At 47.2% G+C, this 22,029-nt stretch carries 17 protein-coding genes; 6 read left to right on the forward strand and 11 right to left on the reverse strand.

Annotated elements, in window-relative coordinates:
* Positions 1 to 61: 61 nt before the first annotated feature.
* From PN498_RS10570 to PN498_RS10600, 7 genes are all read right to left on the reverse strand, one after another.
* On the reverse strand, positions 62 to 1,174 hold the full coding sequence (locus PN498_RS10570) for a glycosyltransferase family 2 protein (protein ID WP_272062710.1): 1,113 nt from the start codon (positions 1,172 to 1,174) through the stop codon (positions 62 to 64).
* Positions 1,175 to 1,398: 224 nt separating this feature from the next.
* Positions 1,399 to 2,670, reverse strand: coding sequence for a UDP-N-acetylglucosamine 1-carboxyvinyltransferase (locus PN498_RS10575; RefSeq protein ID WP_272062711.1), 1,272 nt, complete (start codon positions 2,668 to 2,670; stop codon positions 1,399 to 1,401).
* An 11-nt stretch (positions 2,671 to 2,681) separates the two neighbouring features.
* Positions 2,682 to 3,575: a UDP-N-acetylmuramate dehydrogenase gene (gene murB, locus PN498_RS10580; protein WP_272062712.1), complete on the reverse strand. Its 894-nt coding sequence runs from the start codon at positions 3,573 to 3,575 to the stop codon at positions 2,682 to 2,684.
* 18 nt (positions 3,576 to 3,593) lie between these two features.
* Positions 3,594 to 4,145, reverse strand: a complete 552-nt coding sequence (locus tag PN498_RS10585; RefSeq protein ID WP_272062713.1) for a serine O-acetyltransferase — start codon at positions 4,143 to 4,145, stop codon at positions 3,594 to 3,596.
* Between the two features lie 32 nt (positions 4,146 to 4,177).
* A complete protein-coding gene (locus PN498_RS10590) occupies positions 4,178 to 6,010 on the reverse strand; it encodes an ABC transporter ATP-binding protein (RefSeq protein WP_272062714.1) in 1,833 nt (610 codons plus the stop codon).
* Between the two features lie 543 nt (positions 6,011 to 6,553).
* A complete protein-coding gene (locus PN498_RS10595; RefSeq protein ID WP_272062715.1) occupies positions 6,554 to 6,982 on the reverse strand; it encodes a hypothetical protein in 429 nt (142 codons plus the stop codon).
* Positions 6,983 to 8,028: 1,046 nt separating this feature from the next.
* The gene (locus PN498_RS10600; protein ID WP_272062716.1) at positions 8,029 to 10,269 is read right to left on the reverse strand and encodes a GumC family protein; all 2,241 of its coding nucleotides are present in this window, start codon (positions 10,267 to 10,269) and stop codon (positions 8,029 to 8,031) included.
* A gap of 765 nt (positions 10,270 to 11,034) precedes the next feature.
* On the opposite strand from PN498_RS10600, the gene PN498_RS10605 reads away from it, so the two are divergent.
* The 4 genes from PN498_RS10605 to PN498_RS10620 all read left to right on the forward strand — a co-directional run bounded on the left by PN498_RS10605 (position 11,035) and on the right by PN498_RS10620 (position 15,375).
* Positions 11,035 to 12,234, forward strand: a complete 1,200-nt coding sequence (locus tag PN498_RS10605) for an ABC transporter ATP-binding protein (RefSeq protein ID WP_272062717.1) — start codon at positions 11,035 to 11,037, stop codon at positions 12,232 to 12,234.
* 63 nt (positions 12,235 to 12,297) lie between these two features.
* Positions 12,298 to 13,605 carry an ABC transporter substrate-binding protein gene (locus PN498_RS10610; protein WP_272062718.1) on the forward strand — a complete coding sequence of 436 codons (1,308 nt, stop codon included), beginning with the start codon at positions 12,298 to 12,300 and terminating at the stop codon, positions 13,603 to 13,605.
* Positions 13,606 to 13,699: 94 nt separating this feature from the next.
* Positions 13,700 to 14,557 carry an ABC transporter permease gene (locus PN498_RS10615; protein WP_272062719.1) on the forward strand — a complete coding sequence of 286 codons (858 nt, stop codon included), beginning with the start codon at positions 13,700 to 13,702 and terminating at the stop codon, positions 14,555 to 14,557.
* Positions 14,558 to 14,565: 8 nt separating this feature from the next.
* Positions 14,566 to 15,375, forward strand: coding sequence for an ABC transporter permease (locus tag PN498_RS10620; protein ID WP_272062762.1), 810 nt, complete (start codon positions 14,566 to 14,568; stop codon positions 15,373 to 15,375).
* 173 nt (positions 15,376 to 15,548) lie between these two features.
* Here the strand turns inward: PN498_RS10620 and PN498_RS10625 are convergent, their stop codons facing one another.
* Both PN498_RS10625 and PN498_RS10630 read right to left on the reverse strand, forming a co-directional pair.
* Positions 15,549 to 16,037, reverse strand: a complete 489-nt coding sequence (locus tag PN498_RS10625) for a hypothetical protein (protein ID WP_272062721.1) — start codon at positions 16,035 to 16,037, stop codon at positions 15,549 to 15,551.
* Positions 16,030 to 16,674 (reverse strand): hypothetical protein, encoded by a 645-nt coding sequence (locus PN498_RS10630; protein ID WP_272062722.1) that lies wholly within the window; start codon positions 16,672 to 16,674, stop codon positions 16,030 to 16,032. Before PN498_RS10630 ends, PN498_RS10625 begins: the two co-directional genes overlap by 8 nt.
* Before the next feature lie 210 nt (positions 16,675 to 16,884).
* Here PN498_RS10630 and PN498_RS10635 point away from each other — a divergent pair, with 210 nt between their 5' ends.
* Both PN498_RS10635 and cobQ read left to right on the forward strand, forming a co-directional pair.
* Positions 16,885 to 18,522 carry an FAD-binding domain-containing protein gene (locus tag PN498_RS10635; protein WP_272062723.1) on the forward strand — a complete coding sequence of 546 codons (1,638 nt, stop codon included), beginning with the start codon at positions 16,885 to 16,887 and terminating at the stop codon, positions 18,520 to 18,522.
* A gap of 421 nt (positions 18,523 to 18,943) precedes the next feature.
* Positions 18,944 to 20,434 carry a cobyric acid synthase CobQ gene (gene cobQ, locus PN498_RS10640; protein ID WP_272062724.1) on the forward strand — a complete coding sequence of 497 codons (1,491 nt, stop codon included), beginning with the start codon at positions 18,944 to 18,946 and terminating at the stop codon, positions 20,432 to 20,434.
* A gap of 81 nt (positions 20,435 to 20,515) precedes the next feature.
* On the opposite strand, the gene PN498_RS10645 is transcribed toward cobQ, so the two are convergent.
* The gene (locus tag PN498_RS10645; protein WP_272062725.1) at positions 20,516 to 20,890 is read right to left on the reverse strand and encodes a HesB/IscA family protein; all 375 of its coding nucleotides are present in this window, start codon (positions 20,888 to 20,890) and stop codon (positions 20,516 to 20,518) included.
* 699 nt (positions 20,891 to 21,589) lie between these two features.
* A complete protein-coding gene (locus PN498_RS10650) occupies positions 21,590 to 22,003 on the reverse strand; it encodes a Spy/CpxP family protein refolding chaperone (protein WP_272062726.1) in 414 nt (137 codons plus the stop codon).
* Between the last annotated feature and the right edge of the window lie 26 nt (positions 22,004 to 22,029).

Raw genomic sequence — 22,029 nt, forward strand, 5'->3', positions numbered from 1 at the left:
TAAATTGGTTTGTTGTTTTAGTCCTTATATTTACATCATGCAAAGATCGCCAGCATTGATGTCAGCAATTTTTGGCACTATCCTTTCGTTTGAAAATTCCGCCATTAGATAGGACAATTAGCTTTAATTTCGAAAACTTAAGCTTGTAGAGATTAATTCGCTTTTGAACTTGGTAATAATAAAATCTATATATTGAAGCCCCACAAGGAACAAATTCCTTCATCAAACTCAGCGTTATAATCAAACCCTCCAAAAAATGCTTAGGCGTATATCTGTGAATAATTTCTCGTGCTGCACTTATATCTTCTGTTGTTAGTCTAGACCGAAGAGTATTTCGAAATACCTTCGTAGATACTTCAAGCTTGCTGTATTCGTCCAGATTAGCAATATAGTCCTCAAAAGACTTTCGCCCCTCCGCTTCGAGACGGTCAAGCCCGATTGTCTTTCTCTCACGAGCTAAGAATCTGGCAAAGAGACTGTAAAGTGCCTGCTTTTCAGCCTTTCTTGGGTTTCCAGCTACGTCAAATCTGGGATCAATGACTTTGGTATACAACTCCTGCCTTAGCCTGACAATTGCATATTTGCTCAAAATACGTAACCAAAGATCGCGATCTTGACAGTAGACAAAAAACGATCGGTAGCCGCCAAATTCTTGATATGCCCTCATTCTGACCATCGCATCACCGTGGTCCACGATATTTCTCTCAATCATTTGATCGACAGTGGTGTACTCAACGTGATTGCGTCGCTCACGTAAAGTATTACTCCCAAGTTTTTCAACCTTCTTTGGATTGGATTGGTCGGACACGATGTGGATATTTGTAAAACACGAAACAACAGCAACATTTGGCCTCGATTCAAGATACTGCAGCTGTGTTGCTAATCTATCAGGCAACGAAATATCGCCAGCTCCATGAATTGCGACATAGGGTGTTTTTATACTGCTCATCACCTGGATCATTGTTTTGATGAAACCCTGATTATCCTGATGGATAATCGTCAATCGTGGGTCATCAAACTCTGCCAAAATTTCTTTCGTATCGTCGGGCGAACCGTCGTTAACTACAATATACTCGAAGTCCTTGTAGGTCTGGTTCAAAATACTTCGAATGGACTGACGGTTTCGTTCTCCTTTGTTATAAGTTGCTGTGACTACAGTCAGTAATTTACTCATAATTTTTTGCACGAGAATCGTTCATCGTTTCAACATTCAAAAGCATGCATTTTCTTAGTTACTCAATGGTAAATCTCCTGAAAAACATTCGTCCGTATCAATGAAGGTCTGAACAATTATAAAAACAGAATTATGTAAGGAGCGTAGTCCTTTCGGTTTATCTATAAAGCATGTTTCAGACAAGTACAAACCACTATGCAATTCTCCGAAACCTTTCTTTTGAGTCATGAAGCTTGGCTCTCGTATTCGAATAGTGCTTTTGCTTCTAGTTGTGACAACTTCTTTTCTAGCTGATCATATCCTCTCGAAATCTGCCAAGCGTTTGTGATTATTGTCAAGTTATGGGCCAGAAAGCCTACTGTCATCAACGCAGCACCTGCCCTCAGGTCAAGTGCTCTTACCTCAGCGCCATGGAGAGAATTACCACCTTCAATCAGTAGAAGATTGTCTTTTACCTTGTAGCGGACACCCATTTTCGACAACTCGTCAGCGTATGCGTATCGTCCAGGAAATCTGAGATCTACAATGCGGCTTTCTCCTTTGGCAACTGCACCTAGTACGGCAAAAAGTGGTTGCATATCAGAATTAATTCCTGGATATGGGCCAGTACTAATGTCAACTGGATAGCAAGTTGAGCCACGCACAATCAACCTATCGTCAAGCCGATATAAACGAACACCACTTTCTCGAAGATGAATTAAAGGAATTTCTAGATGCTCGAAAGGAAAGTCAATAATTTCAACATCTCCCCCTGTTACAGCTGCTCCAACCAGCCATGTAAGTGCTTCAACGTTGTCGGGAATAACCTCATGATGAGTACTCCCTAATTCATCTACTCCTTCGACAAGAATACTTTCTTGTCCACGAACCTCTATTTTGGCTCCTAAGGATTTTAGAAATTGAATTAAATCTAGGATCTCTGGTCGAATGTGAGGCCCCCAGATGCGAGTCGTTCCATTCGCTAAACAGGCTGCAAGAATGCTATTTTCTGTTGCTCCTGTAGAACGAATTGGCAAAAAGATATCTGCGCCTCTCAACCTTGTTCCATTTTGTACTTCAGCACAAAGACACCCGTCTTCTTCCCAAACGCTTGCTCCGAGGGTTTCCAACGCCATGACGTGGATATCATATTTGCGATCGCCGAGTTTACATCCTCCTGGAAGAGGGACTTTGCCTTTGCCTGTCCGTCCTGTGAGTGCTCCGAGGATCAGCAGCGTGTTGCGAATTGAACGTTTTTTCCATCGAAGTTCTGAAGATGGAAATTCTTTTTCTTTGATTTCTATTTCTTGAGGACTAATGAGCGTACAGTGTTTGCCTAATACCTCAAGCATTTCAACATGCAGACAGGCATCCAGGAGAGTACTTGGATAGTTTTGCAATCGAATATTGCCTGAGGTCAATAAAGATGCTGCAAGCAAACGCAAAGCGGAGTTCTTGGCACCACTAACTTTTACCTCTCCGACTAATCGCGAAGGACTGACAATAAGTTTATCCATACTATTGCTATCTACTCTAAGAAATGAACTTCTGGACTTAGATGAATACCAAATTGGATCTCAACTTTGCTTTGTATATGAGCAATAAGTTGACGAATATCTTTCGCTGTTGCTCCCCCTAAGTTTTCAATCCAATTTGCATGCACTGAACTTACCCTAGCTTTTCCGATTTGCAATCCCTTCAGACCAGCTTGATCGATATACCAACCTGCTCCTTTACCTCCGGGAACTGATTTGAAAGTGCTCCCTGCTGTAGGTTTATCTAAAGGTTGTTTTCGTTTGCGCTCTGCAAGATGCTCAAATGTATTACGGCGAACCACTGCTGGGTCTTCTTCCTCCTCTAGCCGAAAACGAACCCGTAAAACAAATCTTTCTCCATTCAGCAAATCGGTTCTTCGATAGCCAACATTAATATCCTGCATAGTTAGTGTTTCAACGCTACCGTCTGCATTAAGAACATCAAAATTTTCGACAACGGAAACCATTTCACGAGGACGGAAAACTGTTAAACCAGCATTCATCGCCAGTGCTCCTCCAACAGTTCCAGGTATACCAATAAGGAACTCGAATCCTGCAAATCCATGTTTAGCTGCGAATTTCGAGACATGCGGGAGAAAAGCTCCACTCTCTGCAACAATCAAGTTGTTTTCTCGACATATTTCAGTGAGAGAGTTGCAGGTCACAATAACCAACCCTGGTAAACCCTCATCATCTATCAGGATATTGGAACCACGCCCTATGAAATAAGATTTGATGCCTTGAGTATTGGCCCACTCCATCAAATCTGGCATCTGATCTGCCTTCGGTTCGATAAACCAACGGGCAGTCCCACCTACTTTCCAGGTTGTATAGTCAGCAAGTAACACTTCTTGCAACAATTGGATGGACGAGTCTATCTTTTTCACTGAAGCTCACCAAAAAAATCATAGATTTCCTTTGTAAGGCACACCTACTGCTACCGTATTTGCAGGAACATCTGATAGAACAACGGCATTAGCTCCTACAATTGCGTTTTCACCAACCTTGATATTACCTAGTAAAACAGCACCAGCAAATATTTTCACTCCGCTACAAATATAGGGATATTCTTGTCGGGCACGTGGTTTGCCATGGCTGCCAAGAGTAACGTTTTGCCATATTGAAACATCATCTTCTATAACTACACCATCACCAATTACAATTCCCGCTGGATGGGGTAAGTACAACCGCTTTCCGATTGAGCCTTTAAAGGATAAGTAACAACCATATCGACTCTGTAAAGACTTGAAAATATATGCAAATCTCTTACGCCCATGAACATACAAAAACCGAGATATACGATAGCAGAAAAGTACTCTAATGCTTGGTGAGAATACGAGATAGAAAAGAGCAAGTTTGTAGGACCTTGTCTTTAAAGAAAGATCAGATTTCAAGTCTGAAAGAAGCTCACCTAAAGGATAGGGATGCCGATCTGTTGTAGAAAGAGTATCTTTCATAGAAGAATCTAATCAAGAGACATACAAAACTATTACTTTGAAGCTTGCACCATGCTTCTGAAACTTTGGCTAAGATTTAACAGCTCCTTATAACTTCCTTTAGCAACAATACTTCCCTGATGCAGCTCAAAAATTGTGTCGCATTTTTCGACAGTACTCAGACGATGCGCAATCAAAATAATTGTGAATTTGTGACTTAGGCGATTAATTGCGTCCATTACTTCTTTTTCAGTCGCATTGTCCAATGCACTTGTTGCTTCGTCGAATACAATGACTGAGGCTTGACGATAAAGTGCCCGAGCGATACCAATTCTTTGTCTTTGCCCGCCCGATAGCCTCACGCCCCTTTCACCTACATAGGTATCGTATTTTGCTGGAAGACTATCAATAAAATCGCTGACCTGAGCTAATCGAGCAGCATTTTGAACGCGCTCAAAATCAATTTCTGCTTTAGGGATTGCAAATGCAATATTTTCTGCAATTGAAGCATCTGTCAAGAAAATATGCTGGGGAACATGGGCAATACCGCTTTGCCACTGTCGCCAACTATCTCCCTCCAAAACCTGGTCATCAACCCAGACTGTCCCTTTTTGAGGTCTTAGTAACCCTAAAATCAGATCTGCGGTTGTGCTTTTTCCGCTTCCTGTAGTTCCTACAAACCCGATTGTTGTCTTCGCAGCGATCTTCAAATTCAAATTTTTGAGTACCCAATCGCCATCTTCGGTATATCGGAACCAGACGTTTTTTACTCTAATTCCTCGTTCCAACGTCAACTGCCTAGTAGCTGCCAGTTGTTTCTGGTGTGAGAAGTCTATTGAACGCTTTAGTGCAACAAGAACCCTCTCCAAAGATGTTCGTGATCCCTGAACTTGAGCAATGGAAAGAAAAACAGATTGAAGAGCTGGCAGTAATCGTTTGGCACCTAATGCTAAGCTGCCTAAAACTGGAACAGCTTGACTAAAATCGCCGTTTCTACCTAAGGCCACAGACAGAAGAGCGATCGCCGCCATCGTAATCGCCTCGATTAAAAACTTAGGAGACTGAGAAATTACAGCATTTTGAGCCTGTATGTTCTTAAACTTAAGCTCTGCATTTTGGAACTCATTCTCAAAAAAGCCGTAGGTGTGAGCAATCAAGACATCTCGAATACCACCGATGCTCTCTTGGACAGTCTTGATTCTACGCTGCCCCGATTGAGATACGAGTTTGCTATTACGCTTCAGAATCCTCTGTCTGAGGCGATATGTAACAAGGTAAGCAGATCCCAATATTGCGGCAGCTGAAATTGCAATTGGAGCGTCAATTAGAATCAGCGCCCAGATTAGCGAGAAAACTAGAATACCGTCTGTGAAAGCAGTCAGCAGCGGAGTTATAATCCTTGTTGTCAAACGATTTGTGTCGTCTAACAGGGTTTGCATCAAATCACTGCTGTTGTGGCGAGCATGAAATTGATAAGGCTGTTGAAGTGTTTTATGGAAAATTTTGCAGCTTATATCACAACCAATAGCAGCCGATAAATATACTCGTGCTCTAACGGTCAAGAAACGTAGGCTGTTTGAAATTATGGCCGCAAAGACAAAGACTAGTGCTAATCCGACGACGAGCTGCGATACCGTCTCGATATTTAAGAATGTTATTAGTACCTGCCATCTAGGATTTTCTAGCAGCTCCTCAGGGTTGCTGAGTGCACTTAGAAAAGGCAACAAAGCTCCCAAGCTAATCATCTCACTTAAAGAAGACAACACCATCAGGGCTAATAAAGCGACGAGATGCCGCTGATGTTTGTTGTTTATATGCTTGAATAACTGCCGAATATCCTGAACTAAGGTATTACCCTTTGCTTTCTTCTTAGTCTTAATTCTCATATATAATTTAGGCTAAATCGTTTAGATGTTTGTCCAAATGACACATTGTCTAACTCAGAAATCTCTTCAAATCCTTATTAGGAGTCTCTAGACGACTGGAAGCTATTGTAGAAAATCACACAGCAGTGACCTTTGAGAAAACCACTCAAGCAGACTATATTCCAGTGACGAGACAGCCTACTTTTCTTTAAAGCGCGGTCAAGTTCTATGCTCTCAGACATTTGGAGATCTCCATAGAGAAATAACGAGGCTAATACTGTAGGTTTTCTAGCCATTAAGTCTCGCAAGTAGCCTAGGGCAAATAAACCGAGGTAGAAACGACGCGAACCCTTGTTCTGATGTTATCTTTACCTCAAATTAATTATCCGTACCTAAATAGCCTTAGGATTATTCTGTAAAATGAAAGAGCAGTTCATAGTGCAATTGGATACAAGGTAAACTTCTAGTGGATGCATAAAACCTAGTTGCTGACACCCTTAAGCTGTAGAGTCGTTTTGCCTTTTAAGATGGCAACGATACAGCCAAATAATAAAGAAAGGGGTGCTAACGTACAAACCCAAAATCTTTGACTCCATTAAAATTAATCATTCGTGACTGTCGCCTTGTAAATTCACTCACTGAAGGATTTCCGGCAGGCTGAATCACACCTGATACTTGCTGCCAAAGTTCTTTAGGTGCCACTCTGAGCACATAGGACCGATCGCCCGTCTTACAAACGTGATACCACTTTGTTTCCTGACAGTGGTCACACCAGAACGCCTCTAGCCATTCTCCGGTAAGCGGCACTGTATTGTGATGAGCAATGGCTAGTAGCGATCGCTTCGGACTTAGTCCTCGTTCCTGAAGCTGACCTGCTTCATCCGCGTATAGAGAATGCTTTTGGCTAACGCTATCCAGATAACAGTTGTGAACTGGACAGTAGATCGCTCGTCGTTTTGAGCGCTTTCGGTTGCGTTCAGATCTTCTCTTCATAACACCTCCTATCACTAGATACACTAATCCTGTAGAGGGGTTATCTGGAGGGACTGAGATCCTAAGACCGTCGAAGCCCAACTCCAACTCTTAAAAGGCTAAATTGTATTTCTGACTACTAAAAACTTTCAGACTATTATAAAGACTCTAAAAAACTGCTTTAAGTTCCAGAATGCAAACTCATATGTGTACGACCTCCTAATCTATTTTATGCATACCGATATGTATTCATGGCGACATTAGGAATGCAGAATTATCTCAGACAATGAATACAGAAGTTGTGTCTTTGCATTGATGCTCTACATTTATTATCTCAGCAGTATTTAGTGGAAATCCGGACAATTCAGAAGGCTTTCAAACAGTATTGTACAAATAAATTGGGCATTAAGGGTCAACTCATAGACATAAAGCAGCACACCTGTGGAAACTACTGAGCCCTAAAAAAGTACCTAAGCAAAAGCTCTTTTGTTCTCATCAAACCTGAAGTCATGAATATGCGCTTCAAAGAAGCAAACAGAGCAATAGGCTATATTTATGGCGTTTTCGTGTAAAAAATTGATGTATTCTGATTTTCTGGCATGAACAAAAGAGCCATTAAAGGTTCTTCAAATGCTTTTCATGAGCCTTAAGTGCAAAACATAGGGTTCTCTAAAGTATAGTTGTCGCCAATTCGGCTAGGTTAGACAGCGGGTCATCTCGTGATGTGCTAATCACCAGGATGCCACTGAGTGCACAGCCTAGAGGGATATGCTTATAAATAGCTATGATCCTGGCGACCAACAAGAATTTGACTGTAGTGAATTGTGCTATTCGTTGATAATTGTTGTCTATGAGCTCAAGTGCTTATAGGCGCAACTATTCAATCAGGACATTCAGATCATCAGGGTTTCTACTAAATCAAAAAGCGCTTCTCCTTCTCTCTTCTGCTATTTTTGGACAGCAAAAATAGATTCTCAATCAAGCGATAACAATACAAACTCCCAAGCATCAGATCACTTGCTGTAGCAAGTGATCACTATCTGCGTCAATAATCGAAGCGGTTTTGCTTAAAGCGATAAGCCCTTTCTACGAGTCAAAACTCTTTCAGACTCAACTGCATTTTCTACAGAATAGCCCTTGGGCTGACGCAGATAGAACTGTCCATCTGGCTCATTCGTTGGATTCACACCATTGACAACCATGCCCAGCACTCGTTGTTGAGATTGGGCAAGAACGTCTGTCGCATTGCGCCCCTGAGCATGATCAACAACACCAGGACGCACCACTAGCAAAATACCATCAGACATTCTGCCTAAGATGGACGCATCTGCGTATCCTGATAGGGGAGGTGCATCTACAATAATCATTTCGTAGTGCTGAGCTAGCGATTGCAGAAGCGAATTCATTCGTTTCGAATCTAGCAGGGCCACGGGGTTTGGCGGTACAACCCCTCCGGTTAAAACGTCTAGATTGCCTAGTACTGGCTGAATACAGTCCTTAACACTGGCCTGTCCTGTAATAACATGGCTAAGCCCTTGCTGATTCAAAACCTTAAGCGCATGATGTTGGCGTGGACATCTCATATCAGCATCAATTAGCAAAACCCGCTTGCCAACCTGAGCTAACGCCGCAGCAAGGTTCGCAGAAACTTCGGATTTTCCTTCTCCAGAAACTGCACTCGTCATGACTACCGTTCTAAGTTCAGTATCAGACTGCAGAAATTTCAGATTCGCCTGAAGTATTTGATAGGCCTCTCGTACTCCTGAGTACTCAGGTTGATCCACCAGGAGTCGTGGTAGGGACGGATCGAGATCCTGTCGTCCTGAACTTTTTACAAAAGGGATGACACCTAGTAGCGTGTAGCCATAGAGTTCTTTTACCTCTTTGATCGTCTTGACAGAGCTATCTAGCAAATCGATCAAGAATGCCGTTGCAACCCCCAAGAGAAAACCAACAAATACGCCTGCCGCAAGGTAAAGCCTACTGCTAGATCCCATTGGATTTTCAGGAACCTCTGCTAAAGACACGACCTGTACGTTGCCAACAGTCTGATTTTCGATAACGCGGATTTCTTGGAGCTGGGCTAGTAGTGCCTCGTAAGTCGATTGGGATGCCTGAAGCTGACGTTCGAGCTGGCGTTGAGTCTTCTCTAGTTCTGGCAAGTTATCCATCTCCTGAGTGTAGAGATCTCGGGTTTGGGTTAACTCGTTCAACCGATCTACTAGCCCCACTCGCTGGACTTCCAAATTAGCCAAATTGTCAATCAAGCCCAGACGCAAGTTGCCGAGCTGCAGACGGCCAAAATCTATTTGACTTACTGGAACAGATAGGTATTGCCCAGCAACTTCTTCGATGCGAACCTTCAATAGAGCTTCAGCTTCAGCTTGTTCTCGCAGTAAAATCCGCATCTCTGGATGATTTTCGCTGTAGAGGGCCCGCAGTTCTGCTACCTCAGACTGCACTGTCTGCAAATTCGCTAGGGCAGTTTGCACCCCTTCAGATTGATTGAGTGCACTGAGTGAAATTGCTTCTGATACACCTAATCCTAATTGTCCTTGTAGTCGGTTAGCTTGAGCACCTACCTCTGAAAGGTCAGCTTGAACTTGATAAATCTCCTCATCAAGCTCGGACAATGTCCTGACAGCGTTGTTAGCTTCGGCATCTAAAACGATGACGCCATTATCTTCCTTGAACTGACGAAGGTCTGATTCTGCTTCTAGTACATTATCTTCAATAGTAGGTAGTTGTTCCTCAATGAAACGCCGGGCTGCTGCTGCCTCTTCCTTGTTGTTTGCTATGTTGAGCTCGCGATACTCCTGAATAACCTGATTGACGATCGCCGCCGCTTCCTCTGGATCATCGGATTGAGTTGAGATTTGTAGGATTTCGGTTCCTGTAATAGGTGAAACATCAACCCTACCAAGTAATGATCGGGGCTCAACAGGCTCACCATTGTCATTAATGAGTTCCAGTTCCTCGATAACCTCTTGCATGACAGGCAAAGATCTTACAATCTCAGACTGTGTATCTAATGGTTCTCCACGACCTGGAAGTACGTCCACCTGACCCCGATCATCTTCCAACCCAGTGAGGGCAGAGGTACGATCGCTCTTAAACCTAACTCGACCTTCGGCAGAGTAGACGTCCTCCTCCCTCAAAGCAGCAAAGAGGGCTAGTGCCACCGTACCGCCGAACACGACAAGCGCTGGCAACCAGCGCCGCTTGAGCACTAGCCAATACTTTTGAAAGTCTATTTCTTCAATATATTCGGCGGTTTGCCGAGTATCACTATCATGTTGTTGAGACATATCAGCTTATCAGCCCCTTATTATAGAGCGCCCCCGGATAAGTCTTTGCTTACAGGCTACGGCAGTTTAAGTCAGCCTATGACAAAGCTATGAGTTAGTTTGACACCTCGGTCAGTGGTCAAATGGATATAGACCGTACCTTAAAATTGCCAACACCACATTACAAACAATAACGCCTTCGTACTCTCTTCTGAGTCCCGCTTATTACTCAAAAGTTCCCACATCACTTCCTGAGAAACACGGTGTTTTGCTCATATCAAGTAAATTTAGGTGAAACTATGTAGAACCCCAGATCGTTCTTTTTGAACGCATAGATAAATGAAAGAAACTTGAACCGTACTCTCTCAGCTGCTACCCGAAATTAATTTCAGTGATGTCACTTAAATAGCTGACTTCAGGTGTGTAAAATTACTGAAACGGTCGCCCAAAAAACTATCAGTACACCCGACTGCGAGCGATGAACTGGCAGTGCGATATTTTGACTGCAGTACACTTCCCTGCATTAACCTACGGTCCTTTTGCTTAGCTGTCAGGAAAGAGTACTTTGCTGAAGAGATAGGTATGTTTTAGTACCTCTTTGCTTCATTTAAGGCAATCTGTAGTGCCTATCAATCTACAGACTTCGCTCATGAATCTATACAGATCCGTGAAAGGCTGCTGCCATTGCTACAGACGGTGTTTCAATCTTCGTGAGAGTTTGTCTGGTAGCCTGTCATCACAGCAGCATCTTAAAGATATGAAGCGGATAAGTAGACGAGAAGGACTATGGCACTGGACACCCAAAATCTAGCTTCGACTCAGCCGAAGCTATCACAACTGGATACAGCGGGGGACATTCAGGAGGCTGTAGCGCGGGGAGCCGCAGGGGTTTCGTTACGCTCAGTCACGAAGAAGTACGGTAACTTCACTGCGATCGAAAATCTGACGTTAGATATTCCTGCAGGTTCCTATTGTTGTCTATTAGGTCCTAGCGGCTGTGGAAAAACGACGACGCTGCGGATGGTGGCAGGGCATGAGCCGGTGACGAATGGTGATGTTTACATTGGCGATCGCCGCGTCAACGCCCTGCCGCCAGCCAAACGAAACACTGCCATGATGTTTCAAAATTATGCGCTGTTTCCTCACAAGACCGTGTGGCAAAACGTGGAATTTGGTCTGCGGATGCGAGGCATCAACACTGCTGAGCGGCAAGTGCGAGTCAGTGAAATTTTGGAGTTGGTTGGGTTGGGACATACCGGCGATCGCAAGCCCGATCAGCTAAGCGGAGGCCAACAGCAGCGGATCGCGTTGGCTCGGGCACTGGTCACCCGTCCCCAAGTTTTAATGCTAGATGAACCACTTAGCGCCCTGGACGAAAATCTGCGAGTCCGTATGCGGAGTGAACTGCGAAACATTCAGAAGCAATTTGGTCTGACCTTTATTCAGGTCACCCATCACGTCGAAGAGGCCTTTTCGCTTTCTGATCAGATTGTCGTGATGGACCACGGACACATTGATCAGGTCGCAACACCCACGGAACTGTTCGAAGCGCCTGCCTCTCGCTTTGTGGCCCGGTTCATTGGCGACAACAACATTTTCGAAGGCAAGGTGGTGAACGTCATTCCCGATGACGGCACCTTCGATGTCATTGAACTAGATGTCGAAGGCTTGGGCTCTGTCTTTAGCCGAGGACAAGCCGTGCCTGTGGGCCAAACGGCGGCCTGCTCTGTCCGCCCAGATTTACTGGCCATAGTGACTAGCTCAGAAGAACAATCATCCTTCACGAAGGACAACCACCTGACAGCGAGGATCGTAGACGTTGAGCTGACGGGCTACGTGACTCGCGTAGGACTTCTCTCTGAAGCCACCGGACAGGAACTGCTCTACAAGGTTCGGACCTCAGACTGGTCGCGGATGGGATTGAGCGAAGGGCAGGTCGTTATGCTGCGCTGGTCTGCCCATGATTGCGTTTTTCTACCGTATTGATACGGTGTTGACTGATTGCCTTAAACTGCCCTTAATCAATTTACGTTGTGAGGAACATTTTCGATGGCTAACATTTCTCGTCGTCACGTCATTCGGACTGGGCTGGCCGCTGGGGCTGCGATCGCAGCGGCTCGATGTGGTACTGCCCCTGAAGGAACTCCCAATAATCCCGCTCCGGGTCCCGAGGTCAACACCAACCAAATTAAGGACGTGACCCTGCGACTCATTGGTACTGGAGTGTCTCAAATCAATGAGATTCGCGACAAGGCGCAGGAAGATCTAGGCTTCAGCGTGGAAATGCGAGCACTGAGCACCGAAGAGAATAACCAGATTGCCATTACGCAGCCAGGGCAGTACGACATCTTTGATGGGGAATACTTCAGCTTGCCGCTGGTGGTCCCTTCTGGAAACTTGCAGGCGATCGATATCTCACGGATTTCAGACTGGGACAAAATTGTGTCCTTTTTCACAACTGGTGAATTCGACGGTATGCCTGTAGAAGCCTCTCAGGGCACCGCACCTTACAAGGTCATGTACCTTCAGGGTGCAGACTCAACGGAATTTTCCAGTACGCCTACGGATCATGCGACGCTGATCCCGTTCCAATACAACGCTGATACCCTGGGCTATCGTCCTGACTTGGTGGGACGCAACATTGAAACTTGGGGCGAGCTTTTCAACGAAGAATTTAGGGGTAAGACCTCCATTCTGGATATTCCTCAGATCGGCATTATGGATGCGGCAATGGTTGCTGAGTCCTTGGGACTGATGACGTTTGGCGATAAAGGCAATATGACGCAGGCCGAAATCGACCAGATCATTGAGATCTTGAAGGAGCAAAAAGCTGCGGGCCAGTTCCGAGCCTTTTGGAAGACCTTCGACGAATCAGTCAACCTAATGTCTTCTGGCGAAGTTATCCTGCAATCGATGTGGTCTCCAGCGGTGACAGCAGTTCAATCCAAGGGAATTGACTGCATCTACGCTCCTCTAAAAGAAGGCTATCGCGGCTGGGGTGGCGGTGTCGGCCTATCTAAAGGCTTAGAGGGCATTCAGCTGGATGCGGCTTACGAATATCTGAACTGGATGTTGGAAGGCTGGGTCGGCGCGTTCTTAGGCCGTCAAGGCTACTACAGTGCAGCTCCTGAAAATGCCAAGCAGTATATGTCTGATGCCGAATGGGCCTACTGGTATGAGGGGGAACCTGCTCCCGAAGATATCGTAGACCCCTTTGGTAAGACCCTAGCCAAGACCAGCACAGTCCGTGACGGTGGATCCTTTAAGGAGCGCTTCGGCAATATTGTCTGCTGGAATTCCGCGATGGAGGAAAATACCTATCTCGTTCAGAAGTGGAATGAGTTTATTGCTTCATAAGGGCCCAATCTCTACAGGTAGGGTGGGCTGTGCCCACCTTCCTCATTTATCCCTACAGTCTCTAGCCTCATAGGCTTCGCATTCAACACGACCAATGTCCAAAACCTGGGTTCGCCTAAAACCGTATTTACTGGTGACGCCTCAGGCGATCGCCCTTGCCATCTTCCTGATTTTCCCTATTGTGCTGATTGGGGTCGTGAGCTTTTGGGAATTTAATGGCTACTCCATGACGCCCGCGTTCACTCTGGCGAACTACCGAGGTATCTTCACCTCTGAAGTCACGTTGAGGACATACCTTAATACCTTCAAGTTTGTCGGTCTGGTTTGGCTAGCGACGCTGCTAATAGGTTATCCTGTCGCCTTCTTTCTGTCGTTCCATATTCCCAAGCTGAAATGGCAAATTCTCCTGTTTCTCATCTGTACGATTCCATTCTGGACATCGAATATTATCCGGATGATCTCGTGGCTGCCGTTGTTGGGTAAGGAAGGTCTGGTTAATCAACTGCTAACTGGAGCAGGATTGATCAATCAGCCGTTGGAGTTTTTGCTGTACTCTGACTTCGCCGTCGTTCTAGGGATGGTGCACCTTTACATCATCTTCATGATTGCTCCCATCTTCAATAGCCTCATGCGGATAGACCGGACCCTAATTACTGCCGCTGAGGACATGGGAGCTTCTGGTTTCGAGGTATTCAAAGAGATCATTTTGCCGCTGTCAGCTCCAGGCATCGCGATTGGGTCTATTTTCGTGGTGACGCTGGTAATGGGGGAGTTTGTCACAGTGCGACTGATGGGCGGTGGGCAGGCTGCCTCTGTTGGCAAGCTCATTCAAACGCAAATCGGTAGTCTGCAATATCCGCTAGCTGCCGCAAACGCGATTGTTCTGCTGACGATTACCTTGCTGATCGTGTTTTCCATTCTCCGTGTTGTGAATATTCGCAAGGAGCTGTAGTGAACGCCATGAAACAGCGATCGCTCTCCTTTTACCTACTCGCTATTTTCTTTGGGCTGTTCGTTCTTTTTCTCTACGGCCCCATGATCACAATCTTCATCCTCTCTCTACAGGGACCCGATGGTACATTGACGTTTCCTATCCGGAGCTTTGGAATTTATTGGTTGGGTCAAGTGTTCCAAGAGCAGCGGGTGGGCAATTTCGTCGAACCGTTCCAGCGATCAATTGTGTTGGGATTGATTGTCACCGGATTGGTTGTCGGCATGTCAACGTTATCGGCAATGGCCTATCGCCAGCGGTTCAAAGGCTCGACCGTGCTGTTTTATTTGGCGATCGCCGCCCTCATCGTCCCTAGTATTCTCATTTCATTGGGCCTGGGCGTCATGTTCCAAGTCTTGGGGTGGCCAGTGAACTGGTTTAGTTCGGGCTTAGGGGCTCATCTAACGTGGACGCTACCTGTCGCTTTTCTCATCATGTTAGGCATCTTCAATCGTTTCAACCCCTCCTACGAAGAAGCCGCGAAAGACTTAGGCGCAAACGACCCCAAAACCTTCTGGGAGATTGTGTTGCCCTTGATCGCACCCAGTTTGATCGGCGTTGGGTTGTTGACGTTCACTTTGTCCTATGACGAGTTCACTCGCACGTCGCTCGTTTCCGGTCAACACAACACGCTCCCTCTAGAAATCTTCGGAATGACAACCAACGTCACGTCTCCAGCGCTCTACGCCTTAGGTACGCTAACAACGCTGTTTTCATTCACGATGATCGTGATTGCCTACCTCGTTGTGAGTCGCCTCGCGCGCCGACAACAAGGATAGAACCAAGAGGAAAGGGTAAAAGAAGTAGGCCGGACTCCAACTCCCTACCCAAATAGGATTTCTAGCTCAAGCGAGTCTCAAAAGTGCCGTTAGGACGAGCCGGCAGGCCATCTTGCTATCTGCTAAGCACCCGAATGCTGTTGAGTGCACGAGCTTGGATAGCTAAAGCTATGTCACTTGCCTACCGTTCGTTCCAAGATGTCCACTGCTGGTTCGACCATGGCCCAAGTGCCACTGGGCTGACGACGCATGGCGGCAAATTGAAGAATATCGCTACGCCCAATGACCTCTCCAGCTTCGACTTCTCCTAACCGAGGACGATTCACCCCGCAAAGACGGAACAGATAGGCGGGGATTTCTGGACTGGTAAAAGCGATGCAATTGTTGTCCGCAGGCTGAACTTTGCCGTCAAAAGGGGCCTTGATCTTGCCGCCCTCCAAATCAATGGAGACATCCCCCAGACTGCCAACAACCTGAAAATCTCCAACTTCGCTACCCGGCTGAAGCGCCCAATCTTGATGAATAGGAATGTTGCGAGGTGGGACTTGCGCCTGCGTAAAGCCACAAGCCCCTGCCCCTGACAGCAACAATAGCCCTATAACCTTTAGCGGTAGATGCGATCGCATATTCACCCCCACAACCTTAAGAATGCTGTTACTCACGTTCAAAGCTAAAGTCAAACCCGGCATATTCACCCTCTTCATAAAGCACGATGAACCAGGTCTGAGGGTTGAATTCTAGAGGGTAAGCTTCGCGTTCCGAAACAGCACCCTCACGAACTTGCACAGACGGCAACGTACAGTAGGGTTCGTCAATGACTGCTCGAACGTCTGCCTTGGGAGCACGTTCTGAGACTGATAGCAGCTGTGATAGTTCGTCTCGGGACAAGACTGATTGGGGTTGCACCTTCTCTTGGCAAACCACCGGTGCATTCGCCTCATCGCTAGCCGAGTTAAACATTGGTTTAGGGCTAATTCCCACGACTGCTGCTAGAAGTACACCCCCACCAGCGATTAACATGCTGGGCGAACGGGATGGCCGCGTCTTACGACGCTGGGCAGTCGCTGCACCTGCTTTTGGTACTCGTCTTCGACCCGTGGTCGGACGAGCTTGAGGTGGAGGCGTTCCGACTCGACGAGGAACATTCTGGTGGGGCATGACCCGCGATCGCTGAGTCGGGGGAGCAAAGTCAGAAACATAGCCCTCCTGATATTGGGCCGCTTGCTCGTTGTGATAACCGTTCTGATAATAAGAGCTGTAGCGCTCTCTAGAAGAATATTGAGGATCAGAATGGGTCATGGGGTTCGCCCTCCTCAGTAACTGTAGAACTCATCTAGCGGACAGATAGCACTCCAAGCTACAACCGACCTCAGAGGTACTTTCTATTTCCTACTAAGGAGTATAGTACAAAAATACTAAGACAATGAAGAATTCGACAAGTTTAAACATTCGCTAAGCTAGAGGAGAAGCAGATACTCCTATCTGCACAGTGTTTCAGCTCATCCCAGCATGAATCGTACGATTGTCTGGTTCCGGCGAGATTTACGGATTTATGACCACGAGCCTCTCTTTCGGGCTGCTCGTCGAGGTTTGGTGATTCCAGTATTCGTGTTTGACCAGGCGCTCTTGCAGCATCCAGAAACAGGCTCAGCCCGAGTTGCTTTTATGCTGGAATGTCTGGCTTCGTTAGAGGCCGATCTTCAGTCAAAAGATGGCCGATTGATTTTGCGAACCGGCGACCCTGTTCGAGTCCTCCCCGACCTCATTAAGGAAACGCAGGCTGAGGGCATCTATGCCTACACCGATTGTGAGCGCATCTATGGTCGAGTGCGGGATGCCCGGCTGAATCAGGCTTTGGAAAGAAAAGGAATGAAAATTCGCTGGTTTGAGCCGCCAGCTAGTCTGCCAGAACTGATCTCTTACCCGCAGTACCGATCGCGCTGGTATCAAGATATGGCCGCGCCCATGCTGCCTGAACCCACCCGTGTTGATGTTCCCACGGATATTCCTAGCGATGACCTGCCAACGTTGACAGCACTCAAACAGGCGCCAGACGGCAAGTCGATTCCTCAAGGGGGAACAGCAGCGGCGCGGCAATTCTTAGCCAATTTTCTAAGCGAGAAAAGCGATCGCTACTATTGGCAACTCTCCTATCCCAGTGCTGAGGCGACAACGGGGCTGAGTCCCCATATCAAATTTGGAGCCATTTCGGTCCGAGACTGTGTACAGACGATTCAAAAAACACCGGATGAAGGTAACTTTCGCATTCGGCGCAGCCAACAGCAGTTAATTGCTCGGCTACGGTGGGGTAGTGGATTTGCGCAACGATTTCGGTATTTACCTCAGTTAGAGCTGCGATCGCTCTACACCGTTTTTGACGAAGATGGTTGGGCTTTTGATGAAGACTTATACCAGGCCTGGCAGGCAGGGCAAACCGGATTCCCTATCGTGGATGCTGCGGCCCGCTGTCTGCAAGCGACTGGGGGATGGCAAGCGCTGAACTTTCGGTCTCGGGCAATTTACGCCAGTTTCCTGAGCAACTTGCTGGGGATGGACTGGCGGTTTGGGGCGCTGCACTTTATGCGACATCTGATTGATGGTGACTGCCCCATCGACCACTACCAATGGGCTATGCAGTCGGGTGTTACGCACTGTCTAGACAAAACCTGGACCCGCATCTACAATCCCGGCCAGGTTGCCGTTGATCGATGTGACCCAAACGGGGCGTTCATCAAGCACTGGGTGCCGGAATTAGCGCACCTGCCCACCCATCAATTGGGGATTCCACCCCAAACAAAAGGCTATCCGGCACCTATTTTGGATTATCGTACAGCCCGCCAGAAGCGGGTTCAGCAGTTGGAAGAACAGCGCGGACGATTCCTATGCCAAGAGAACGTTGTTCCCTATCTGGCCGATCTGCCCGAGGACTTGACGCCCTTTGGCAGCGATCGCTATCCCAGTGAAATTACCTGGGCGCAAAACCCTGTCGAAGGTCTGTTTCCTGAACCACTCAACATTTCTCAATTAGACCTACAACAGGCCAAAGCCCTACGAACTTGGTTTGTGGCCCATGTCAACATTGCTCCTCCGAAAATTCGTAAACGTAAGCCAAAAGCGCCAGTTGACCAATTGGTATTGAATCTGTAGAGAAGTGAAAAGCAATGACATCGAACCATCAGAAACAAAGGGAACAGTCCCCTTGACCCTGTCTGTCAGCGGACTGCTGTTGTGCAGACTGAAGTTGCTTTAGTGATGCTGACTCTAGTACCGCTACGCAGAATTCAAAACTCAAAACTCAAAACTCAAAACCTAAAACTCAAAACTCAGGCAAAAAAGCCTCCTCAGTGTTCTGAATGGTCAACACGTTTCTATCACAATGGACTAGTATCCCCACGGTTGTCCTTAGAGGGTTTTCTCAGATCGCCTATATAATCGACGAGTCTATGGGTATGCTTACGAAAGCGAATTGTAAGCTGATTCAATTCGGAGATCCCTTGTCAGTACGTTTATCCAACAGTCACCTGAGTGACTTTATGAAAACTTCTATACGTCTCCTTTGGAGGAACTCATGAAGGCAATTATGGTAGTGGGCACTACATCCCATGCAGGCAAGTCCCTGGTCACAACTGCCCTCTGCCGGATTTTGAGTCGTCGTGGATGGCGGGTTGCTCCTTTCAAGGGGCAGAACATGGCACTAAACGCCTATGTCACCAACGCCGGTGCCGAGATTGGTTATGCTCAAGCGGTGCAAGCGTGGGCTGCTAAGGTATCCCCCATTGCCGAAATGAACCCGATTTTACTGAAGCCGCAGGGCGATATGTCCTCTCAGGTGGTTTTACGGGGACGCCCGGTCGGAAGGATTAGTTCGCAAGAATATTACGAGCGATTCTTTGATACCGGATGGCAGGCGATTCAAGAAAGTCTGGCACGACTTGAGCAAGAGTTTGATTTTTTAGTTTGCGAAGGGGCTGGAAGCCCTGCTGAGGTTAACCTCAAACACCGCGATTTGACCAATATGCGGGTGGCAAAGCACTTGAATGCGCCAACAGTACTAGTAGCTGATATTGATCGCGGCGGTGTATTTGCTCATATTATCGGGACGTTAGAGCTGCTGGATCCCGACGAGCGATCGCTCATCAAAGGCATTGTTATTAACAAGTTTCGTGGACAGCGCGAACTGTTGCAGTCCGGTATTGACTGGCTTGAAGAACGAACCGGCATTCCTGTAATTGGCGTCTTGCCGATGCTTGATCAGGCTTTCCCCGCTGAGGACTCACTATCACTCCTGGATCGATCGCCGGATAATTCCTCGGCAGAGCTGACCATTGCCGTCATTCGACTGCCCCACATCTCCAACTTCACTGATTTCGATCCGCTGGAGTCAGAATCCTCTGTGAAACTGCGTTACGTCAGCCCCAAAGAGGATTTGGGCTATCCAGATGCAGTGATTTTGCCGGGAACGAAGACCACCATTGCCGATATGATCGCGCTGCAGAAAACAGGAATGGCTGAGGCGATCAAGAACTATGTCACGGCGGGGGGAACTCTGCTGGGTATCTGCGGTGGATTTCAAATGATGGGTGAATATCTGGCCGACCCCGAGGGGATTGAAGGACAAGACGGTCGCTATAAGGGACTGCAACTCGTGCCCATTCGGACCGTCATCACCACCCGTAAGATTGCCCGCCAGCGCGATACCAGTTCCCAATACCCTCAAATGGGTCTACCTATCTCGGGCTATGAACTACACCAAGGACGGACTCAGCTGGTTTCTCTAGAAGGGGAAGAAGCTGGCTCTGCAAAGTTCGACTTCCTGTTTGAAGACAAATCTTTGGGTATCGTAGACACCCGCCAGGCTTTATGGGGAACCTATCTGCATGGGTTGTTTGATAACGGTCCGTGGCGGCGATCGTGGCTCAACTGTCTGCGCCAGCAGCGCGGTTTGGGTTCCCTACCTACCGGAGTGGCAAACTACCGTGAGCAGCGAGAAATGATGCTAGATGGTTTAGCCGATGCGGTGGAGAAACATATTGACGTGGCCCCCCTGTTGAAGCCGTAAAGATCAGGCGAAAGGGTGAAGGCAGTGCTTAAGCGGACCTGAAATGTTAGCTCTTTTCAGATCTTTGATAGAAGTGGACGATCAACCGGACGTGATGTGAGAACAATCATCAGTCTGCTCGATAGGTGTTTCTTCCAAGCTGAAGGATGCACCGCAACCGCAAACTTGCTTAGCGAGGGGATTGGTAAATCTAAAGTTGCCGCCCATCAGATCTTCTGAGTAGTCGATCGCCAGCCCTTCGCACTGAGCCAGATGGTCTTCTGAAATCACCACCTTGAGCTGATCGATTTTGAGGACTTGGTCGGTTGGCTTGGCTGCTTGCCGAAACTGCCAATCGTACACAAGGCCAGAACAGCCACCAGGGGCGATCGCGAGCCGCACAACACCACTGCCATAGGGATCCTTGGCTTCCAGACGCTTTAACTCGCGAATAACGCTTTGGCTCAGTTGAATCATGGCAGTCGTGTCCACAAACTCTACTTCCGTCCAGCTTACCGCCTTCTTCAATCTCGACCCTAATGTTGTGTCAGACTTGTTTTGAGAGATGGTATAGCTGTAGCCATCTAGGTTTGTGCATTCCCAGTAGCATCCAGATGCTTAGCATAAGCCAGATGGCTTGCCGTCTTGTCCTAACGGAACTGGCGACGGCTAACCGCGCTCGATTTTGGGGTTTGGAATTGACTGAACACAAAACAGCCTGAGGTATGCGATCGCACATCTCAGGCCGAGGTCAAAGGTAAAATTCATGAGCAATTTGTCAAGAACTTAGTTGGTTCCTGCACCTCTAGAACGTCTGGGCTTTCCCCGATTCACAGGCTTATAGGGAGATTTATAACGGTTGCGCCGAATGGCCCGTTTTGAGGTGTGGTTATAGCGATAGTTACCAGACATGGGAGTTCCTCAGCGTTTTTGCTTATTGAGGAATTCAGTGTCAGATGTCGGGTTTCCGGAGAGAGGTGTAACTGAGATCTTGCACTAGTACATCGGCATCCTGCATTTGCCCCTGCCCCCCCAATTCTGGGGGACTTCGACCTCAGAACCCCCCAAATTTGGGGGGCAGGGGGGCCAAGTCAGGCAATGTCGGGACAACTGCAAGATCTGAGTGTAACCTAAGCCAGAAGGCTGAGAGTCTACAGCGACATTGGCCCGCAGTGCTTATTGATTACGACGATTTTGCCGACGTTCTTGAGCTATTTCACGCAGCTCCGCGAGTTGCTCTTCAGTCAGGACATCAGCAATGTCGTCCCGAGCACTTTGAACCAAGGCCCGAATGTCAGTCTTTTGTTCATCCGTTAGCGTATCCATTGCCGCAACCGCAGACCGAAAGTCTTGTTCCTCTTGATAAACCTCCTGAAATTGCTCTCGTTGTTCGTCTGTCAAAATATCGCTGATGTCTTCCCGTCGCTCGGCAAAGATGTCTTGAACTTGCTCTCGCTGCTCGTCGGTGAGGTCAAGTTCTTCTAGAATGCGCGGCGTTTGGGCGATCGCCTGAGGGGCAACTGTCAGAACGCTGGCTGTAGCCGCGATCGCTGCCAAACCTGCCAAACCCATTTGAAGAAAACGTTTCATGGAAAATCTCCTGTTGAGAAAAGGAT

The organism is Oscillatoria sp. CS-180 (genome assembly GCF_028330965.1).
Taxonomy (GTDB): domain Bacteria; phylum Cyanobacteriota; class Cyanobacteriia; order Phormidesmidales; family Phormidesmidaceae; genus Halomicronema.

Bases quoted from the DNA above. Each gene is read 5' to 3' on its own strand.
- PN498_RS10570 (WP_272062710.1), bottom strand. From the start codon at position 1,174: ATGAGTAAATTACTGACTGTAGTCACAGCAACTTATAACAAAGGAGAA.
- PN498_RS10575 (WP_272062711.1), bottom strand. From the start codon at position 2,670: ATGGATAAACTTATTGTCAGTCCTTCGCGATTAGTCGGAGAGGTAAAA.
- PN498_RS10585 (WP_272062713.1), bottom strand. From the start codon at position 4,145: ATGAAAGATACTCTTTCTACAACAGATCGGCATCCCTATCCTTTAGGT.
- PN498_RS10590 (WP_272062714.1), bottom strand. From the start codon at position 6,010: ATGAGAATTAAGACTAAGAAGAAAGCAAAGGGTAATACCTTAGTTCAG.
- PN498_RS10595 (WP_272062715.1), bottom strand. From the start codon at position 6,982: ATGAAGAGAAGATCTGAACGCAACCGAAAGCGCTCAAAACGACGAGCG.
- PN498_RS10600 (WP_272062716.1), bottom strand. From the start codon at position 10,269: ATGTCTCAACAACATGATAGTGATACTCGGCAAACCGCCGAATATATT.
- PN498_RS10605 (WP_272062717.1), top strand. From the start codon at position 11,035: ATGGCACTGGACACCCAAAATCTAGCTTCGACTCAGCCGAAGCTATCA.
- PN498_RS10610 (WP_272062718.1), top strand. From the start codon at position 12,298: ATGGCTAACATTTCTCGTCGTCACGTCATTCGGACTGGGCTGGCCGCT.
- PN498_RS10615 (WP_272062719.1), top strand. From the start codon at position 13,700: ATGTCCAAAACCTGGGTTCGCCTAAAACCGTATTTACTGGTGACGCCT.
- PN498_RS10620 (WP_272062762.1), top strand. From the start codon at position 14,566: ATGAAACAGCGATCGCTCTCCTTTTACCTACTCGCTATTTTCTTTGGG.
- PN498_RS10630 (WP_272062722.1), bottom strand. From the start codon at position 16,674: ATGACCCATTCTGATCCTCAATATTCTTCTAGAGAGCGCTACAGCTCT.
- PN498_RS10635 (WP_272062723.1), top strand. From the start codon at position 16,885: ATGAATCGTACGATTGTCTGGTTCCGGCGAGATTTACGGATTTATGAC.
- cobQ (WP_272062724.1), top strand. From the start codon at position 18,944: ATGAAGGCAATTATGGTAGTGGGCACTACATCCCATGCAGGCAAGTCC.
- PN498_RS10645 (WP_272062725.1), bottom strand. From the start codon at position 20,890: ATGATTCAACTGAGCCAAAGCGTTATTCGCGAGTTAAAGCGTCTGGAA.
- PN498_RS10650 (WP_272062726.1), bottom strand. From the start codon at position 22,003: ATGAAACGTTTTCTTCAAATGGGTTTGGCAGGTTTGGCAGCGATCGCG.